The sequence below is a fragment of the Nocardia sp. NPDC055029 genome (assembly GCF_053608525.1).
Genome location: NZ_JBSGVQ010000001.1, coordinates 251,568 through 267,086 on the forward strand (window position 1 = coordinate 251,568; position 15,519 = coordinate 267,086).

Here is a 15,519-nt window from a genome sequence, read left to right on the forward strand (position 1 = left end):
CACATGGTCACCGAAGGTTTCGTGCGACGTCCCCGCATCGCCCCGCCGCGCGCGCCCGGCGGTGAGGTGGCGCTCAGCGCACCGCCGGAGATCCAGCGGCCGATGCCAGCGCCGCTGCTGATGAAGCTGATGCCGCTGGTCATGGTCGTCGCGGTGATCGGCATGATCGCCATGATGGCGATGATGGGTCGCAGCCTGCTCAGCAATCCGATGATGATGATGTTTCCGATGATGATGCTGATGTCGATGGTCGGCATGATGGTCGGGTTCCGTGGGCAGGGCCCCAAGAGCGCCGCCGAACTCAACGAGGAACGGAAAGACTACTTCCGCTATCTCGACCAGCTGCGCAAGGACGTCCGCCGCACCGGCGGCAAGCAGCTGGAGAGCCTGCGGTGGAGTCACCCCGACCCCATCGATCTCGATTCGATCGTCGGCACCCGCCGGATGTGGGAGCGGCGCCCCGCCGACCCCGACTTCGGGCATGTGCGGGTGGGGATCGGCAGTCATCGCCTCGCCACCAAACTGGCCAGGCCGGAAACCGGTCCGCTGGAGGACCTGGAACCGGTCTCGACAGTGGCGCTGCGCCGGTTCGTGCGTACGCACTCGGTGGTGCACAGGCTGCCGACCGCGGTCTCGCTGCGTTCGTTCCCCGCGATCAATATCGGCGGCGACCCGGAGCAGGCGCGCACGCTGGTGCGGGCGATGCTGCTCGAACTGGCCGCCTTCCACGGACCCGATCATGTCGCGGTCGCTATCGTCTGCGCCGACCCCGACGCACCCGCGTGGGCCTGGGCGAAATGGCTACCGCAACTGCAACACCCGACGCAGCGCGACGGGGTCGGCAGCGCCAGGATGATGTACGGGTCGCTCGGCGAACTGGAGACCGCGCTCGCCGACGAGCTGCTCGAGCGCGGCCGGTTCATGCGCAACCCGCAACCGACCCAGGGCAGGCTGCATCTGGTCGTCGTCATCGATGACGGTTACGTCAACGGCTCCGAACGACTGGTCAGCGAGTCCGGTCTCGACTCGGTGACGGTGCTCGACCTGACCGCGCCCGAGGGCGGGCTGGCCGCCCGGCGCGGCCTGCAGCTCGTCGTCGCCGACGGTGAGGTCAGCGCGCGCAGTGCGAGCGGCAACGAGAAGTTCGCCACCGCCGACGCGATCAGTATCCCCGAGGCCGACGCGATCGCGCGCAACCTGTCCAGGTACCGCATCGCCACCGCCGCCCAAATCGTGAGTCTCGGCGACGAGACCAGGGCCGACCCCGGCCTGATGTCGCTGCTGAAGATCCCCGACGCGGCCCAGATCGAACCGTCGCGGGTGTGGCGTCCTCGTTCGGCGCGGGAACGGCTGCGAGTGCCGATCGGCACAACGCCCGACGGCACCCTGGTCGAGATCGACATCAAGGAGTCGGCCGAGAACGGCATGGGCCCGCACGGGTTGTGTATCGGTGCGACGGGTTCGGGCAAGTCGGAGTTCCTGCGCACACTGGTGCTATCGCTGGTGGTGACGCATTCACCCGACGCGCTGAACCTGGTGCTGGTCGACTTCAAGGGTGGCGCAACCTTTCTCGGCCTGGAGTCGCTGCCGCACGTCGCCGCGGTGATCACCAACCTCGAAGAAGAACTCTCGATGGTCGACCGCATGAAGGACGCACTGGCCGGTGAGATGAATCGCCGCCAGGAGCTGCTTCGGTCGTCGGGCAACTACGCCAACGTCACCGACTACGAGAAGGCGCGTGCCGCGGGCGTGCCGCTCGATCCGCTACCCGCGTTGTTCGTCGTGGTCGACGAGTTCTCCGAGTTGCTCTCGCAGAAACCGGATTTCGCCGACCTGTTCGTGATGATCGGCCGCCTCGGCCGCTCGCTGCATGTGCACCTGCTGCTCGCCTCGCAGCGCTTGGAAGAGAACAAACTGCGCGGACTCGACTCCCACCTGTCCTACCGGATCGGTCTGCGTACCTTCTCGGCCAACGAGTCCCGGGCGGTGCTCGGGATCACCGACGCCTACCACCTGCCCGGTGTGCCCGGCTCCGGCTATCTCAAGAGTGATGCCGATGATCCGCTGCGCTTCAACGCTTCCTATGTCTCCGGTCCGTACGTCGCGCCGACCGGTAGCAGGCAGCGGGCGGGGGAGGACGTGGTCGGGGGCGCCTCGCCGATGGTGTTCACCGCGGCCCCCGTCGCCGTGCCGGAGCAGTCCGAACCCGCGATGCCGGCGGCCCCCGGCCTGCCGGACCTGCCGCCACCGCCGCCCGGCCTCGGCGCACCGGCCGCCGAGGAAGGCATCCCCGACACCCTGCTCGAGGTGGTGGTCAAGCGCCTGACCGGGCACGGCCGCCCCGCGCACGAGGTGTGGTTGCCCCCGCTCGACGAATCCCCGACCGTCGACATGCTGCTGCCCGACCCGGACTGGCGTTCCCCGATCAACCGGCACGGTCAGCTCTGGATGCCGATCGGCGTCATCGACAAGCCCTACGAGCAGCGCCGCGACGTGCTCACGGTGAATCTGGCCGGCGCGGCGGGCAATGTCGCGGTCGTCGGCGGTCCGCAGTCGGGCAAGTCGACGACCCTGCGCACCATCGTGCTGGCCGCGGCCGCCACCCACACGCCGGAGCAGGCGCAGTTCTACTGTCTCGACTTCGGTGGCGGCAGTCTGACCGGTCTGTCCGGTATCCCACACGTCGGTTCCGTCGCCGGCCGTCTCGACAGCGATCGGGTGCGCCGCACCGTCGCCGAGCTCACCTCGCTGATGCGGCAACGCGAGGAGCGATTCAGCGAGCTCGGCATCGAATCCATGGTGGAGTTCCGCAGGCGCAAGTTTGCCCAGCTCGAGGCCAGGCTGATCAACGGCACCAGCCCGGCGGACAGCACCGACCCGCTCGCCGCCGACCAGTTCGGCGACGTCTTCCTCGTCATCGATGGCTGGGCCGCCATGCGCGAGGAATTCGACACGCTCGAGGGCCAGGTCAATGCCATTGCCCAACAGGGTCTTTCCTACGGCATCCACCTGATCATGGCCGCTTCGCGCTGGGCCGAGATCCGTCCGGTGATCAAGGACCAGATCGGCACCCGCCTGGAACTGCGCCTCGGTGACCCGAGCGACTCGGAAATGGGTAGGCGGACAGCGGCTCTGGTGCCGATGGGCAGACCGGGCCGCGGACTGACCCCGGACGAGCTGCACATGCTGGTCGCCCTGCCGCGTCTGGACTCCGAGTCCGATCCGGCGACCATCTCCGACGGCGCACTCACCGCTCGCACGCAGCTCGCGCAACTGTGGGGCGCGCGCAAGGCGCCCGACGTGCGGATGCTGCCGTTGCAGATCAGCCGCGACGAGGTGCTCGCCGCCGCGGCGGCGCACGGTGTCGTCCAGGGGCCGACCAAGGTCGTCGTCGGTCTCACCGAGAGCGAATTGGACCCGTGGACGATCGATTTCGGGGTCGAGCCACACTTCATGGCCTTCGCCGACGTGGAGTGCGGCAAAACCACGCTGCTGCGCAACATCGTCATGGGGATCACCGAGAACTCCACGGCCGACGAGGCCAAGATCATCCTCATCGACTACCGGCGCACCATGCTCGGTGTCGTGGAAGGCCCGCAGCTGGCCGGCTATTCCACCTCGTCGCAGACCTGTGGCGGAATGATCAAGGAGGTCGCGGGGTTCCTCGCGAAACGAATTCCCGGCTCCGACATCACCCCGCAGCAGCTGCGCGATCGCAGCTGGTGGAGCGGCCCCGAGATCTACGTCGTTGTCGACGACTACGACATGGTCGCCTCGACCGCCAACCCGCTGCTGCCGCTGGTCGAATTCCTGCCACAGGCCCGTGACATCGGCATGCACCTGATCGTCACCCGTCGCGTCGGCGGCGCCTCGCGCGCCCTCTACGATCCCGTCGTCGGTGGCATGAAGAACATGTCGGTGGACGCGCTGGTGATGAGCGGCCCGCGCGACGAGGGCAAGCTCATCGGCGATGTCCGCCCGATGAAGCTCCCCCCGGGGCGCGGCATCCTGGTCTCGCGGACCCGGGGACAGGAGATGGTCCACATCGCCGAGCTACCGGAACTGTAGGCCGCTACAACAGCCGAGGAGCCGCGGCCGCAGAGAACGGACGCTGCGTGCCGATGACCCGGCTGGGATGCGACGGGCACCGGCTCGTCCGGCGTTCGAACAGGGCCCGGGAAGGTCCGGTGGCCGCCGGGCCCGCGATGCGGGTCATGGTGAAGCCGGCCCGGCGGTAGTAGTCGTGCAGTTCGGTGTTGGTGGTCCAGGCATCGAGCCGGACCCAGGGGCGCTGCTCGTATTCGGCCAGGTGGGCGGCGTGGGTGAGCATGTGGTGGCCGACCTGTCTGCCCGCGAAGCGCAGGTCGACGATCATGAAGTGCACGACCACGGCCTCTGCCAGCTCCCACGGCGACCACAGGCCGGGATCGGCACGGTGGTTGACGGTGATCGTCCCCGCCGGTTCACCGTCGATCTCGGCGATCCATGTTTCACCAGCGTCCAATGCCCGGCCGACCGCACCGGCGAAGATCTCGATCGGGCGACCCCGGCCCGCGACCGTCCACTGGTCGGAGCCGCGCGCGGTCAGCCAGGCGGTGCGTTGCACCCGCAGGCGGCAGATCAGCGGTAGGTCGCCCAGGGCGGCTTGGCGCATCCGCACGGTCATGGCAATGCGACGGCAGGTCCGGGTGCGATGCCGAGGGTGCGGTCGATGACGGCGGTGCCCGCCGTGTCGCCGAGTTGGTAGGCCAGCCGGTTGCGGCCCGCCAGACAACGATGCCGGGTCGCCCGGGTGACCCGTTCGTGGTTGGCGCCGATGCGCAGGTGGTCGAGCAGGACGGTGCCGGTGGCGACGCCGAGCACCGCCGCCTCTTCGGCGCTGGCCGGTCGTGCTGTCAAGGTGTCTCGATGGGCGGTCTCGCCGTAGCCGTGATCGGCCAGGCGACGGGTCGTGCCTTCGGGAATGTCATGGGGTGAGTCGATACTCGCCGCTTCGGCGAGATCGCGTGGGTAGAAACTCACCTCCCACGACCACGGTTCGTTGTCCAGGTACTGCACCACGGTGCGGGCCAGCACCCAGGAGTCGGTGGGGACGCCGAGCCACTGTGCGACCTGATCGTCGGCGGGCTCCATCCTGGTGCTGAACTCCTTGGCCGGTTCGCGGCTGGCCGCGCGCGCGATCTCCTCGAAGATGTCGTGCGCCGATCGCGGCCGATCTGGGCGAATATGGTCGGTGACCACGGATTCCAGCACTTCCTGGTTTCGCACGATGGTGCCGCGGGAAGTAGCTGTGTAGACAAGGTTTTCGGCGACGAGCACCTGGATCGCGTTGCGCGAGGTAGTGATCGAGACCTGCATCTGCTCGGCCAGTTCGGAATGGCTGGGCAGCCGGTCGCCCGGTTTCCACGTGCCCGCGCGGATCTCCTCGCGGAGGAGGTCTGCGATCCGGAGGTAGGTCGGACCGTCCGCCATCATGCTCCTCGGTAGGTCGTGCAGGTAACGAAGTGTACTCGTCAGGGTTACCTACGGCCGAGTAATGCTTGACAGGAAGCTTGCGAGGTTTATTGTAATGAACGTCCTGATCCGGTGCTGTGCGGCGACGACGGCGAGGCAACGTGGCTGGTTCGGAGAGTTCTACGGTTGTAATGGCTTTCCCCGACACATTGCGGTGTGTCGATACCGCCGGGCCGCCGGCGACTACCGGTCTGCTTCCCCTCTCCGACATTCTCGTCCGGGCGTGTCGCGGACATCGGGTGGTGGGTGGACCGCTGCTGTGGTTCGCGCGCGATCTGGCGGTGCTGCACGAGAAGCGGATCGTCGGGCGCGGCGGATTCGTCGACACCGATCCGGTGGTGATGCGTGAGATCGATTGCCGCCGAGCCGAACTGGTGCTCGCCATCGACGACTGGGTACACCGCGGCGTTCCGCAGCATCGCCTCGGCGCCACCCTGCACACCGAGACGATCGGCGCGGTCATCGACCGGCTGGCCGAGTCCTCGGTGCGCGCGCACCACGCCCTGATGACCCTGGCCGCCCAGGACGAGATGCTGCACTGCGCATGGCACCACCTCGCCGAGCTGGCCGACGCCTACGACGACCTGGTCCGCGATGTGATCGCCGGTCGTAGGCGATTGCCGGAGTGGTAGCAAACACGAAAGCCCTTGACTTGTAGGGACTTCGAGGGGCGGGGGAACTCGCCTCCGTGTTAGCCTCAGCGAGGCCATTGAGGCCGGTAGCTCTATGGGGGATGGTCGATGGGGGTTCGACGGCGTTGGATTCTGGCCGTCTGTTCGATGATGGCACTGTCGATCGCAGCTTGTTCGAGCACCACCGGCACAGCGGCTGACGAACCGCCGGTCGACCTCGGGCTACTCGATGTGGGTGCCTACCCCACGCAGCCGGTCGACTACGGGACGCAGAGCGCGGACCGGACGGTGCTGCACCGGGTGGGTGAGGCGCAACGACTGGCGGAATTCTTTCCGCTTCCAGCCGAAGTGGATCCGTCGCTGACGGTACTGGACGACTTATCCGACAATATCTTCCTGGACGAGAAGACGAACGGCTCACCGCGGATCCACAGCGACGTGAGCCTGAAACCGATCACGGGCGACGCGTTCACCTCGGCCGGGTTTGTCGCGGGATTCGCCACCTCAGGAGCATCATCGGAGGACAGCGTCTGGCTCGGCCAGACGCTGTCCTACGCCGGACTCGTATACCGTGACGCCGCCGCGGCAGCGATCGGCGCCGCGGCACTCGCCGACGCGGGCTTCAATACCGGTGAGGCTGAGCCCGTGCAGTTGGTGCGGTTTCCGGCGTCGCGGTCCGCATGGCAACCGAAGAAACAGGTCCAGGCGGCATGGCACGTGATCGGTTCGGTCGTCGTGATCGTGGTCGCGGAAAACCCCGAGAATCGGGCCCTCGGCATCACGGAACTGGCTCCGCTGACTTCCCTCGTCGAGGGATCGCTGCGAGTGCTGTCCGAGCGGCTGGCGGCGTTTCGGCCGACCCCGTTCGATCAGCTGGCCGCAATGCCGCTCGATACCGACGGGCTGCTGCGACGGACAGTGCCGGAAGCCACCGGCGACAAGGACGCGAACCAACGGGGTATCTACGACGCGCGCGCAGACCTCCACCTGCGCCGCTACCCGGAGCGCTACGCCGGTCTCTACGAGGAGAACGGAGTCGACCGGGTCGCCTATCGCGGAGCCAATCTGGTGCGTGCACGCGACGCGGACAGCGCGCGCCGATACCTGGCCGATATCGCGGTCGGTAAGTATTTGGCGCAGGAGGAACCGCCCGCCGCTTTGCCGCAGGCGCGATGCGCGCGCAACCGAAGTCTGCTTCAAGGCGATGGGACCGAAAAGTACACCTGCTCGGTCGCTTTCGGCCGCTACACGGCGACGGTGTATTCCGCGTGGTTGCGTGACGCGCAGCAGCGCATCAGCGCACAGTACGCAATCCTGGTCAACAGCAGGTGAGGTGAGCGATGAAACTCCTGCGCTATCGCCGTTCCGCCGCCGTCGCGGTAGTCGCGGCAGTGGCGGTGACCTGCGGTACGGCCGGGTTGTCCGCGTCGGTGCCGGGCACCGCGGTTGCCGGCGAGGTCGACGTGCGCCCGTTCGACATCGGCAACTATTCGGTGGAGCCGCTGGAGTTCCGCTCCGCCTACCGGCACAGCGTCGAGAACGGCACCGAGCTGGCAATCATGCGGCTGGCCGGACATATGGTGACAGGATACGAAGTGGACGCGAAGATCGCGTTCGGCACCGGATTCAAACCCATCGCGAAACCAGCCGACTACACCACCCGTGCGGCGCAGGCGGATCTCCAGGGGGTTCTCCAGCGCAATCAGCTTGCCTATGGCCTCCTGGCCAGCGCGAGCGCTTCCGACAAGGCCGATCTGGACACGGCTCGCGGCGCGGTCGGCTTCTCGATCGCAGTGTTCCAATTTCCCGATGCGACGGCGGCTGCCGCGGCAGCCGCCGAGTTCGAGGCGGTGGACTTCGGAGTCGCAGTCGGGGACAACACGCGCGTTCAGCTCGCCGGCTATCCGACTGCTCGGTCGCACTGGCGACCCGAGGTCAGGTCGTTGGGCACCCGGTTGGCGCACGGTGCGTACATGATCGACCTGACCGCGCAAGAATCCGCACCGGATCTCGCAGCGTTGACCACGTTGACCGAGCGGGTACTGGCAAAGCAGCTGCCGCTGCTGGATTCGTTGCCGCCGCTGTCCAGCCGGGACATCTACCGACTCGAGGACGACCCGTCCGGTCTATTGCGGCGCACGTTGAACGAGACAGGCTCGCGACTCCCGCGATTCCCCCGAGGCGATCGGCTCTACCTGGCGGTGCTGAATCGACGCGGCACCATCCTTGTCCAGCAGGATCAAGCGGCGAGGGGAAGGACGTACGACGAAGCAGGTGTCGATGGTGTGGCTTTCGTGGACGCCACGATTCTCGTGCGGGCGCGCGACGCCGCGGCAGCGCACACCCTGCAACGGAACCTGACCGAGGGCAAGCCTGGCGGCATCGCCGGTCCCGACGGCGTTCCCGACACCGTTTGTCGCCAAGTCGATCTTGTGCGCCAGAGCAAATATTCCTGCAACGTGCGGTACGGACGATATGTGGCGACCGTCGTCAGTGACCAGATCGCCGACGTGCGCCAGCGTGCCGCCGCCCAATACGCGTTGCTGACCAACAGTTGAGAGGAACACTGTGGCCGTACCGGGAACAGTGATCGCCGGATACCGCGTCGAACGGATGCTGGGAGAGGGCGGGATGGGCGCCGTCTACCTCGCCGCCCATCCTGCGCTACCTCGCCATGACGCGATCAAGGTCTTGTCCCGGCGCTTCACCGATGACCGGGAATTTCGTGCCCGATTCGAGCGCGAGGCGAATCTTGCGGCAGGACTGGATCATCCGAATATCGTCGCGGTCTACAACCGGGGCGAGGATCAGGGCCGGCTGTGGATCGCGATGCAGTATGTGTCAGGAGCCGATGCGGCACAGGCGATGTCGGCAGACCCGTCGTCGATGACCCCGGAGCGTGCCTTGCGCATCGTCACCGAGGTGGGCAAGGCCCTCGACTACGCGCACCAGTCCGGTCTGTTGCACCGGGACGTGAAGCCGGCCAACTTTCTGCTCTCGCCACGCCTTGGCGAGGAAGAACGGGTCTTGTTGACCGACTTCGGTATCGCGAAATCGATGAGCGACACCGAGGAACTCACCCAGGACGGCGATCTCCTGGCCACCGTTGCCTATGCCTCGCCGGAACAATTGCTAGGCGGCCCGGTGAATCATCGCGCCGATATCTACAGCCTTGCCTGCTCATTCTTCCGGCTCTTGACCGGCCGCAATCCGTTCGTCGGTACGGTGCCGACCGTGGTGTTGATGGGTCATCTGAACGAGCCGCCACCCCGGGCGACGGATTTACGGCGTGACCTGTCTCCTGCGGTCGACCAGGTGCTGGCCAGAGCAATGGCCAAGCAGCCCAACGAACGCTTCGGGACCTGCCGTGAGTTCACCGATGCGCTGCGCGCTGCCATGGCTGGTGTCGGGCCGACCGCTCCCGCGCGCACGTCTGCGCAGTCGCGATACCGCTGGCCGGTCGCCGTTGCCGGGTCGGTGCTGGCAGCCGCCGCAGTGGCCGGCGCGATAATCTTGCCGCAGTCGTCGACAACCGGGGCAGCATCGGCACCGCGCGCAACGACTGTCGGGCCCACCACCGCCGCTGCACCGAAACCGACCAGCGTCGGACAGGCCAAGACCGACAATCCGCAATTCTTCGGGCGGCAGATCGCCTTGGCCGAGTACGCCTCGTATGACCGCAGCACGGTGCACCTACATCCCAGTGGTCCGACGCAGTTCCTTGCCGACCTCGGGTTCCGGTACGACCCGCGCTACTCGAATGTCGATGCGGCCGAGCACAATAGAGCGGTCAGGGACTTGGCGAGCGAACTCGAGCCCAAGGGGTCGCCCGATGGTCTGGACTTCCTCGTTCTGCTGCGTAGCGATGACAAGGCGGGCGGTGGTGGCATTGCCGGTGTTTCGAGCAACCTGATCCGGCTGGACAGCACCATCATCGTGGTGGACGACCCCGCCGTCATCGAGGTCATCCGGAACTGGTCTCCCCAGGGGGAAGCCATCCTGCTCGACAAACTCTTGCCGCTCCTGCGACGAGAGGTGAAATAACCTACTCCGCTCAGCCGAAGCGGTGGTGATCGACGCCGAACTCGTCGGCCACCGTCGCCGCCAGCTCCACATACGCCCGCTTGGTTGTCTTGTGCAGGCGGTGCAGGTCGATCTCGGCGCCCTCGGACAGGTGCTCGTCGAACGGGATGATGTGTACCGCGCGGCAGCGTGAGAGGAAGTACTCACGCAGTTGCTGCACACCGACATTCGGGGAACCCTCACGCGGCAGGTTGATCACCACGACCGCGTTGCGGACCAGGTGGTCGTGCCCGTGCAACGAGAGCCAGTCCAACGTCGCCGCCGCGCTGCGCGCGCCGTCGATCGCGGCCGAGGAGATCAGCACCAGTGAGTGCGCCAGGTCGAGCACGCCGCTCATCGCCGAGTGCATCAGGCCGGTACCGCAGTCGGTGAGGATGATGTTGTAGAACCGCTGCAGGATCCGGGCCACCGCCCGGTACTCCTCGTCGTTGAACGACTCCGAGGCAGCCGGATCACGTTCGCTGGCAAGCACTTCCAGCCTGCTCGAACTCTGCGAGGTGTGCCTGCGGACATCGGAGTAGCGCTCGATCGACGGATCGAGGAGCAGGTCGCGCACGGTCGAACGGGTCTGTAGCGCCACTCGCTGCGACAGGGTGCCGAAGTCGGGGTTGGCGTCGACCGCGATCACCCGGTCGCCGCGGATCGAGGCGAAGATCGAACCGAGGCCGGTGGTGGTCGTCGTCTTGCCGACACCGCCCTTGAGCGAGAGCACCGCGATCCGGTAGTCGCCGCGCACGGGCTGGCGGATACGCGCCACCAGCTCCTGCAGGCGCCGTTCCTCGGCGGACATACCCGGGTTGATCGCACCACCCGAAACATGGTGCACCGCTTTACGCCAGCCACTGCCGGGCGCCTTCTTGACGCGCTTGACGGGCACGTTGTCCAGCGACGGCGGCTGGTAGCCCTGCTGCGGGTTGGCGCCCCAGCCGGGCTGCTGGTACTGGCCGGGCTGCCGGTATTGGCCCGGGGCCTGCTGCTGGTACGGCTGCGCGGTGGGGCCGCCCTGGAACTGCTGGGGCGCAACGTCACCGGGCTGGTACGGGGCGCCGTCGGGGCGCTGGTACTGCGGCGCGGGTGTGCCGTCGGGCAGGAACTGCGGCGCGGGGGAACCGTCCGGTTGGTACTGCGGGGGGAATTGTTGCGGTGCCGCGCCATCCGGTCGCTGGTGCGACTGGGCGGCAGCGCCATCGGCCTGGTGGTAGTGCCGCGTGGCTGCGCTGTCGGGACTCTGGTGCGGCGGCGCGGGCGAGCCGTCGGGCTGCGCATAGTGCTGCGGAGGTGTGCCGTCCGGGCGGGGGTACTCGCCCTGCTGGTACGGCGGCATCGTTGAGCCGTCCGGCTGGTGGTGGAACTGCTGCGCGGGGTCGCCCGGCTGGAACTGCGCCGGGGCCTGCTGATACGGCGGAACCGGAGTACCCGGCTGTGCGAATTCGCCCGAGCGGTAACCGGATTGCTGCGAGTACGGCTGCTGCTCGGGTGTGCTCTGCCAGGTCGGCTGCGCGGAATCGCCACCGGGGGCCTGGTTCCGAGCGGCCTGCACGCGCGGGTCGTCCGGCCGGAACATCTCGGTCTGCGCGTCCGGGGCGAACTGGGCGCCGGGGGAGGGATCGCCGGGGACCGAGTTGTATTGCGCCACATCGTACGTCGGCGTCTGCGGGACGTACGGCGAGTGGTCGGGACCTGGTGCGGGCTGCGGCGGTGCGACAGGCTCACCGGACCGGTAGGGCGAGGCCCCGCCGGTGGATCCCCCTGCGGTGTAGGCGGATCCGAAATCGGTGGACGGCTGTGAAGAAGCGGCGGACGTGGTCGCGGTATCCGGAGGGGTGCCGGCGATGAGATCCGTCGGCAGGGCCAAGCGTGTGGTCGCCTCGGCCGGAGCCTGGGCGGTGGGCGTGGCGTCGTCAGCAGACGGGACATAGGCGCCCGTGGAGACGGCGCTGTCGGAGGGCGCTTGCGGGACAGGCACGTTCGTCAGCGCGGCATCGTCGGCGGGCGACGGGATGTGCGCGGACGGTCCACTCGTCGGCACGCCGCTGTCGGCGGGCGACGGGATGTGCGTCGCAGTGCTCGACAGAGCGGTGTCGGAGGTGGACGGGTTGCTCAGGCGCGCAGGCGGTTCCGGCAGTCGCGGGGGAGTCGGCGTGGCGTCCGGGCGGGGGGCTTGGTCGCCGATGATCGCGGGGCCGGTCGCCGCAGGTGCTGCGGATTCGGGCTGATCGAGACTGTGGCGGCCGCCGGTGCCCGCTTGTTCGCGGGGCTCCGACGGGTCGGTTTCCCTCGGCGCTTGTGTCTCGGTAGCCGAGGCGGTGGCGCTGTCGGCCGGGTCCGGCAACCGCCGGGTGGCGCGGCCATCGGACGGGCGGGCTTCGGCGTCGGGAGAGCGCAGCTCGGCGGCTGCCTCGTCCGGCATCGACCACGCACCGGCCGACGAGCCGACGCCGATCGCCGGGGCATTCGCGCCGGTCGACAGATCCGCGCCCGCGGAAGCGGGACCGACAGTCGATGGCGCGGGCGGCTCGACAGTAGAGGTCGGTAGTGGACCGAGAAGCGGGTCCGGGGCGCTGATCGGCGATCCCGCACCGGTCGACGGTGCGGGCGAGTCGATGGTGGCGGTCGGGCCGAGGAGCGGGTCCGCGTGGCCGACCGGCGGCTCGGTCGGTGCCGTCAGGCGCGGCGGAGCTTCGGTTGGCCGGGGACGGGCGGGCGGATCCGGCAGCGGTGGGGGAGGCGGGAGGTCGGGGAGTTGGCGCTGGCCGGGGCCGAGCGGGGTGAATCCGGTCGACGGGGGCGCGGGCGTGCGGGTCGGCAGGGCCGGGCCCGAGCGGTCGTCACCCTGCGCGATGGTCGGGTCGGTGTAGGCGGCAGCGCCTTCGGTCTGGCCGACATGCGGTGACGCGCTGCTCGGACCGCCGTGCGAAGACGGAGTAGCGGTCGGGTCGGCGTAGGCGGCTTCGGGTGAGCCGGTGTGGCCGATGTGCGGCGACGCGCTGCTCGGACCGCCGTGCTGAGGTGGCGCGGTGTGCGTGAAAGAAGCGCCGGTCGGGCCCGTGTGGGTCGGCGCATAGGCGGACGGCCCTGGAGTGGGTGGCTGCGGGACCGCCGGAGGGCCCTCGCTGTACGGCGGCCTCTGCTCCTGCGGCCAGGGCGGTGTCATCCCGGGGCCCGCGGACGGTGCCTCGGGAGCCGCTGTGTTCGGGCCACCCTGCCACCCGGTATTCGGCTGCTCGCCGGGGTTCAGCGGATCGGTGCCCCAGCCGGACTGCTGCCGCTCGGCGGGTGGGCGCTGGTTCGCGCGCTCGGCGGTGGGTTCGGGCTGCCGCTGCGGTGCGGGCTGCTCGGGCTGCTGGTCCTCGCCCCTGCGGCGGCGGCCGCGCTTGTCCTTCTTGGCATCGTCGTTGCCGCCTCGGCTCATGAAGCGGCGGCGTTTGGGTGCCTCGTCGATCAGATCGTCCTGGGGCAGGTTCTCGACAGGTGCCTCGTAACCGACCTGTGTGACGTCGCTCTCCGACAGCCACGGCGGCAACATGGGGAGACTGTCGTTGTTGCGGCTCACCGGCGCGCCTCGCTCACCAGGGTCCCCCGATCTGCTCGACCCACATCTGGACGCCGGTGAGTTTACGCGACAACCCGGGAGTCATGGCGGGCGGTCTGGGCGGGCGGTACGCCGGTTCCGGGTGTACGGTTCGGGGCATTTTTGCCTCTGGACACCCGGCCCGGTAAGCTTGAGCGGCGGTGCACCTATGCGCCGACTGTTCGCATGCCAGCGAGCAGCTACGAGGCAATCCAAACTCAGGTTAGAAGCATAACCGGGATCGCGGAGGATATGGCGAAGAAAGACGGGGCCATCGAGGTCGAGGGTCGAGTTGTCGAGCCGCTGCCCAATGCGATGTTCCGGATCGAGCTCGAGAACGGTCACAAGGTTCTCGCGCACATCAGCGGAAAGATGCGGCAGCACTACATTCGCATCCTTCCGGAAGACCGCGTGGTCGTCGAGCTGTCGCCGTACGACCTCTCACGCGGCCGGATTGTCTACCGCTACAAGTGATGCCTGCCTGACGCCGCGAGCCTGACGGCACGCGGCGTCGCATGGTGTTCCGGCCGAGGCCGGAGCGCGCTACAAGACTTCCCCAGTCGTCGGCTGGGGAAAAACTGTGTTCACAGACCCTTGTGGACCAAGGAAAGATTGGACGGACGTGAAGGTTCAGCCGAGCGTCAAGAAGATCTGCGAGAAGTGCAAGGTGATCCGCCGTCACGGCCGGGTCATGGTGATCTGCGACAACCTGCGCCACAAGCAGCGCCAGGGCTGATCCAGCAGCACCGCCGGGCACCGATCGTCTGATCGGACTGACCGAAAAGAAGAACTCCCAGCTCCAGCACGCACGCACGTGTGCGCGCCAACCACCGGTACGGAGGCCGGTGCCCCCACTGCGAAGACGGGGGGACGGACAGGGAGCAGACCTCCGCAACCATTAAGGAACCTGCCACATGGCACGTCTGATGGGCGTCGATCTCCCGCGCGAAAAGCGCATGGAGATCGCGCTGACCTACATTTTCGGAATCGGGCGCACCCGCGCCACCGAGATCCTGGCTCAGACCGGCGTCAGCCCGGACCTGCGCTCGAAGGATCTCAGCGACGACGACCTGACCAAGCTCCGCGACTACATCGAAGCCTCGGAGTTCAAGGTCGAAGGTGACCTGCGCCGCGAGGTTCAGGCCGATATTCGCCGCAAGATCGAGATCGGCTGCTACCAGGGCATCCGCCACCGTCGTGGCCTGCCCGTTCGTGGTCAGCGCACCAAGACCAACGCGCGTACGCGCAAGGGTCCGAAGAAGACCGTCGCCGGCAAGAAGAAGTAGGGATAGCGTATGCCTCCGAAGAGCCGGGCCGCTGGCCCGAAGAAGACTCAGAAGTCGCGTCGCCGGGATAAGAAGAACATCCCGCACGGCCACGCGCACATCAAGAGCACGTTCAACAACACGATCGTCTCGATCACCGACCCCGAGGGCAATGTCATCTCGTGGGCGTCGTCGGGCCACGTCGGCTTCAAGGGTTCGCGTAAGAGCACCCCGTTCGCCGCGCAGCTCGCCGCCGAGAACGCTGCCCGCAAGGCGCAGGAGAACGGCGTCAAGAAGGTCGACGTGTTCGTGAAGGGCCCGGGTTCGGGCCGCGAGACCGCGATCCGTTCGCTTCAGGCCGCTGGCCTCGAGGTCGGCTCGATCTCCGATGTCACCCCTCAGCCGCACAACGGCTGCCGGCCGCCCAAGCGCCGTCGCGTCTAGCGGGAAAGGA

General features: G+C 67.9%; 12 protein-coding genes. 9 read left to right on the forward strand and 3 right to left on the reverse strand.

Annotation, left to right across the window (positions count from 1 at the left end; translation table 11 throughout):
* Positions 1 to 3 precede the first annotated feature (3 nt).
* Positions 4 to 4,068: a type VII secretion protein EccCa gene (gene eccCa / locus ACWF9G_RS00870; RefSeq protein ID WP_452512659.1), complete on the forward strand. Its 4,065-nt coding sequence runs from the start codon at positions 4 to 6 to the stop codon at positions 4,066 to 4,068.
* Positions 4,069 to 4,072: 4 nt separating this feature from the next.
* Here eccCa and ACWF9G_RS00875 read toward each other — a convergent pair whose 3' ends face one another.
* Together ACWF9G_RS00875 and ACWF9G_RS00880 are read right to left on the reverse strand one after the other, a co-directional pair.
* The gene (locus tag ACWF9G_RS00875; protein WP_452512661.1) at positions 4,073 to 4,666 is read right to left on the reverse strand and encodes a GNAT family N-acetyltransferase; all 594 of its coding nucleotides are present in this window, start codon (positions 4,664 to 4,666) and stop codon (positions 4,073 to 4,075) included.
* A complete protein-coding gene (locus tag ACWF9G_RS00880; protein ID WP_379307982.1) occupies positions 4,663 to 5,472 on the reverse strand; it encodes a GntR family transcriptional regulator in 810 nt (269 codons plus the stop codon). Before ACWF9G_RS00880 ends, ACWF9G_RS00875 begins: the two co-directional genes overlap by 4 nt.
* A 281-nt stretch (positions 5,473 to 5,753) precedes the next feature.
* Here ACWF9G_RS00880 and ACWF9G_RS00885 point away from each other — a divergent pair, with 281 nt between their 5' ends.
* The 4 genes from ACWF9G_RS00885 to ACWF9G_RS00900 all read left to right on the forward strand — a co-directional run bounded on the left by ACWF9G_RS00885 (position 5,754) and on the right by ACWF9G_RS00900 (position 10,190).
* Positions 5,754 to 6,146 carry a DUF4254 domain-containing protein gene (locus tag ACWF9G_RS00885; RefSeq protein ID WP_452512664.1) on the forward strand — a complete coding sequence of 131 codons (393 nt, stop codon included), beginning with the start codon at positions 5,754 to 5,756 and terminating at the stop codon, positions 6,144 to 6,146.
* 147 nt (positions 6,147 to 6,293) lie between these two features.
* The gene (locus ACWF9G_RS00890) at positions 6,294 to 7,478 is read left to right on the forward strand and encodes a DUF7373 family lipoprotein (RefSeq protein WP_452512666.1); all 1,185 of its coding nucleotides are present in this window, start codon (positions 6,294 to 6,296) and stop codon (positions 7,476 to 7,478) included.
* Positions 7,479 to 7,486: 8 nt separating this feature from the next.
* Positions 7,487 to 8,704, forward strand: coding sequence for a DUF7373 family lipoprotein (locus ACWF9G_RS00895; RefSeq protein WP_452512668.1), 1,218 nt, complete (start codon positions 7,487 to 7,489; stop codon positions 8,702 to 8,704).
* 10 nt (positions 8,705 to 8,714) lie between these two features.
* On the forward strand, positions 8,715 to 10,190 hold the full coding sequence (locus ACWF9G_RS00900) for a serine/threonine-protein kinase (protein ID WP_452512670.1): 1,476 nt from the start codon (positions 8,715 to 8,717) through the stop codon (positions 10,188 to 10,190).
* Positions 10,191 to 10,200: 10 nt separating this feature from the next.
* Here ACWF9G_RS00900 and ACWF9G_RS00905 read toward each other — a convergent pair whose 3' ends face one another.
* Positions 10,201 to 13,782, reverse strand: a complete 3,582-nt coding sequence (locus ACWF9G_RS00905; protein WP_452512672.1) for a nucleotide-binding protein — start codon at positions 13,780 to 13,782, stop codon at positions 10,201 to 10,203.
* Positions 13,783 to 14,052: 270 nt separating this feature from the next.
* Here ACWF9G_RS00905 and infA point away from each other — a divergent pair, with 270 nt between their 5' ends.
* The 4 genes from infA (at position 14,053) to rpsK (ending at position 15,509) form a co-directional block, all read left to right on the forward strand.
* Positions 14,053 to 14,274: a translation initiation factor IF-1 gene (gene infA / locus ACWF9G_RS00910; protein WP_003418601.1), complete on the forward strand. Its 222-nt coding sequence runs from the start codon at positions 14,053 to 14,055 to the stop codon at positions 14,272 to 14,274.
* 148 nt (positions 14,275 to 14,422) lie between these two features.
* Positions 14,423 to 14,536, forward strand: coding sequence for a 50S ribosomal protein L36 (rpmJ, locus tag ACWF9G_RS00915; protein WP_011207363.1), 114 nt, complete (start codon positions 14,423 to 14,425; stop codon positions 14,534 to 14,536).
* Between the two features lie 178 nt (positions 14,537 to 14,714).
* The gene (rpsM, locus tag ACWF9G_RS00920) at positions 14,715 to 15,086 is read left to right on the forward strand and encodes a 30S ribosomal protein S13 (RefSeq protein WP_019045109.1); all 372 of its coding nucleotides are present in this window, start codon (positions 14,715 to 14,717) and stop codon (positions 15,084 to 15,086) included.
* A gap of 9 nt (positions 15,087 to 15,095) precedes the next feature.
* Entirely contained in the window at positions 15,096 to 15,509 is a 414-nt protein-coding gene (gene rpsK, locus ACWF9G_RS00925) for a 30S ribosomal protein S11 (RefSeq protein WP_019045110.1), read from the forward strand.
* The last annotated feature ends 10 nt before the right edge of the window (positions 15,510 to 15,519 follow it).

Excerpts from the sequence above, each read along its gene's own strand:
- eccCa (WP_452512659.1), top strand. The coding sequence starts at position 4 with ATGGTCACCGAAGGTTTCGTGCGACGTCCCCGCATCGCCCCGCCGCGC.
- rpsK (WP_019045110.1), top strand. The coding sequence starts at position 15,096 with ATGCCTCCGAAGAGCCGGGCCGCTGGCCCGAAGAAGACTCAGAAGTCG.
- infA (WP_003418601.1), top strand. The coding sequence starts at position 14,053 with ATGGCGAAGAAAGACGGGGCCATCGAGGTCGAGGGTCGAGTTGTCGAG.
- ACWF9G_RS00875 (WP_452512661.1), bottom strand. The coding sequence starts at position 4,666 with ATGACCGTGCGGATGCGCCAAGCCGCCCTGGGCGACCTACCGCTGATC.
- rpsM (WP_019045109.1), top strand. The coding sequence starts at position 14,715 with ATGGCACGTCTGATGGGCGTCGATCTCCCGCGCGAAAAGCGCATGGAG.
- ACWF9G_RS00890 (WP_452512666.1), top strand. The coding sequence starts at position 6,294 with ATGATGGCACTGTCGATCGCAGCTTGTTCGAGCACCACCGGCACAGCG.
- ACWF9G_RS00880 (WP_379307982.1), bottom strand. The coding sequence starts at position 5,472 with ATGGCGGACGGTCCGACCTACCTCCGGATCGCAGACCTCCTCCGCGAG.
- ACWF9G_RS00895 (WP_452512668.1), top strand. The coding sequence starts at position 7,487 with ATGAAACTCCTGCGCTATCGCCGTTCCGCCGCCGTCGCGGTAGTCGCG.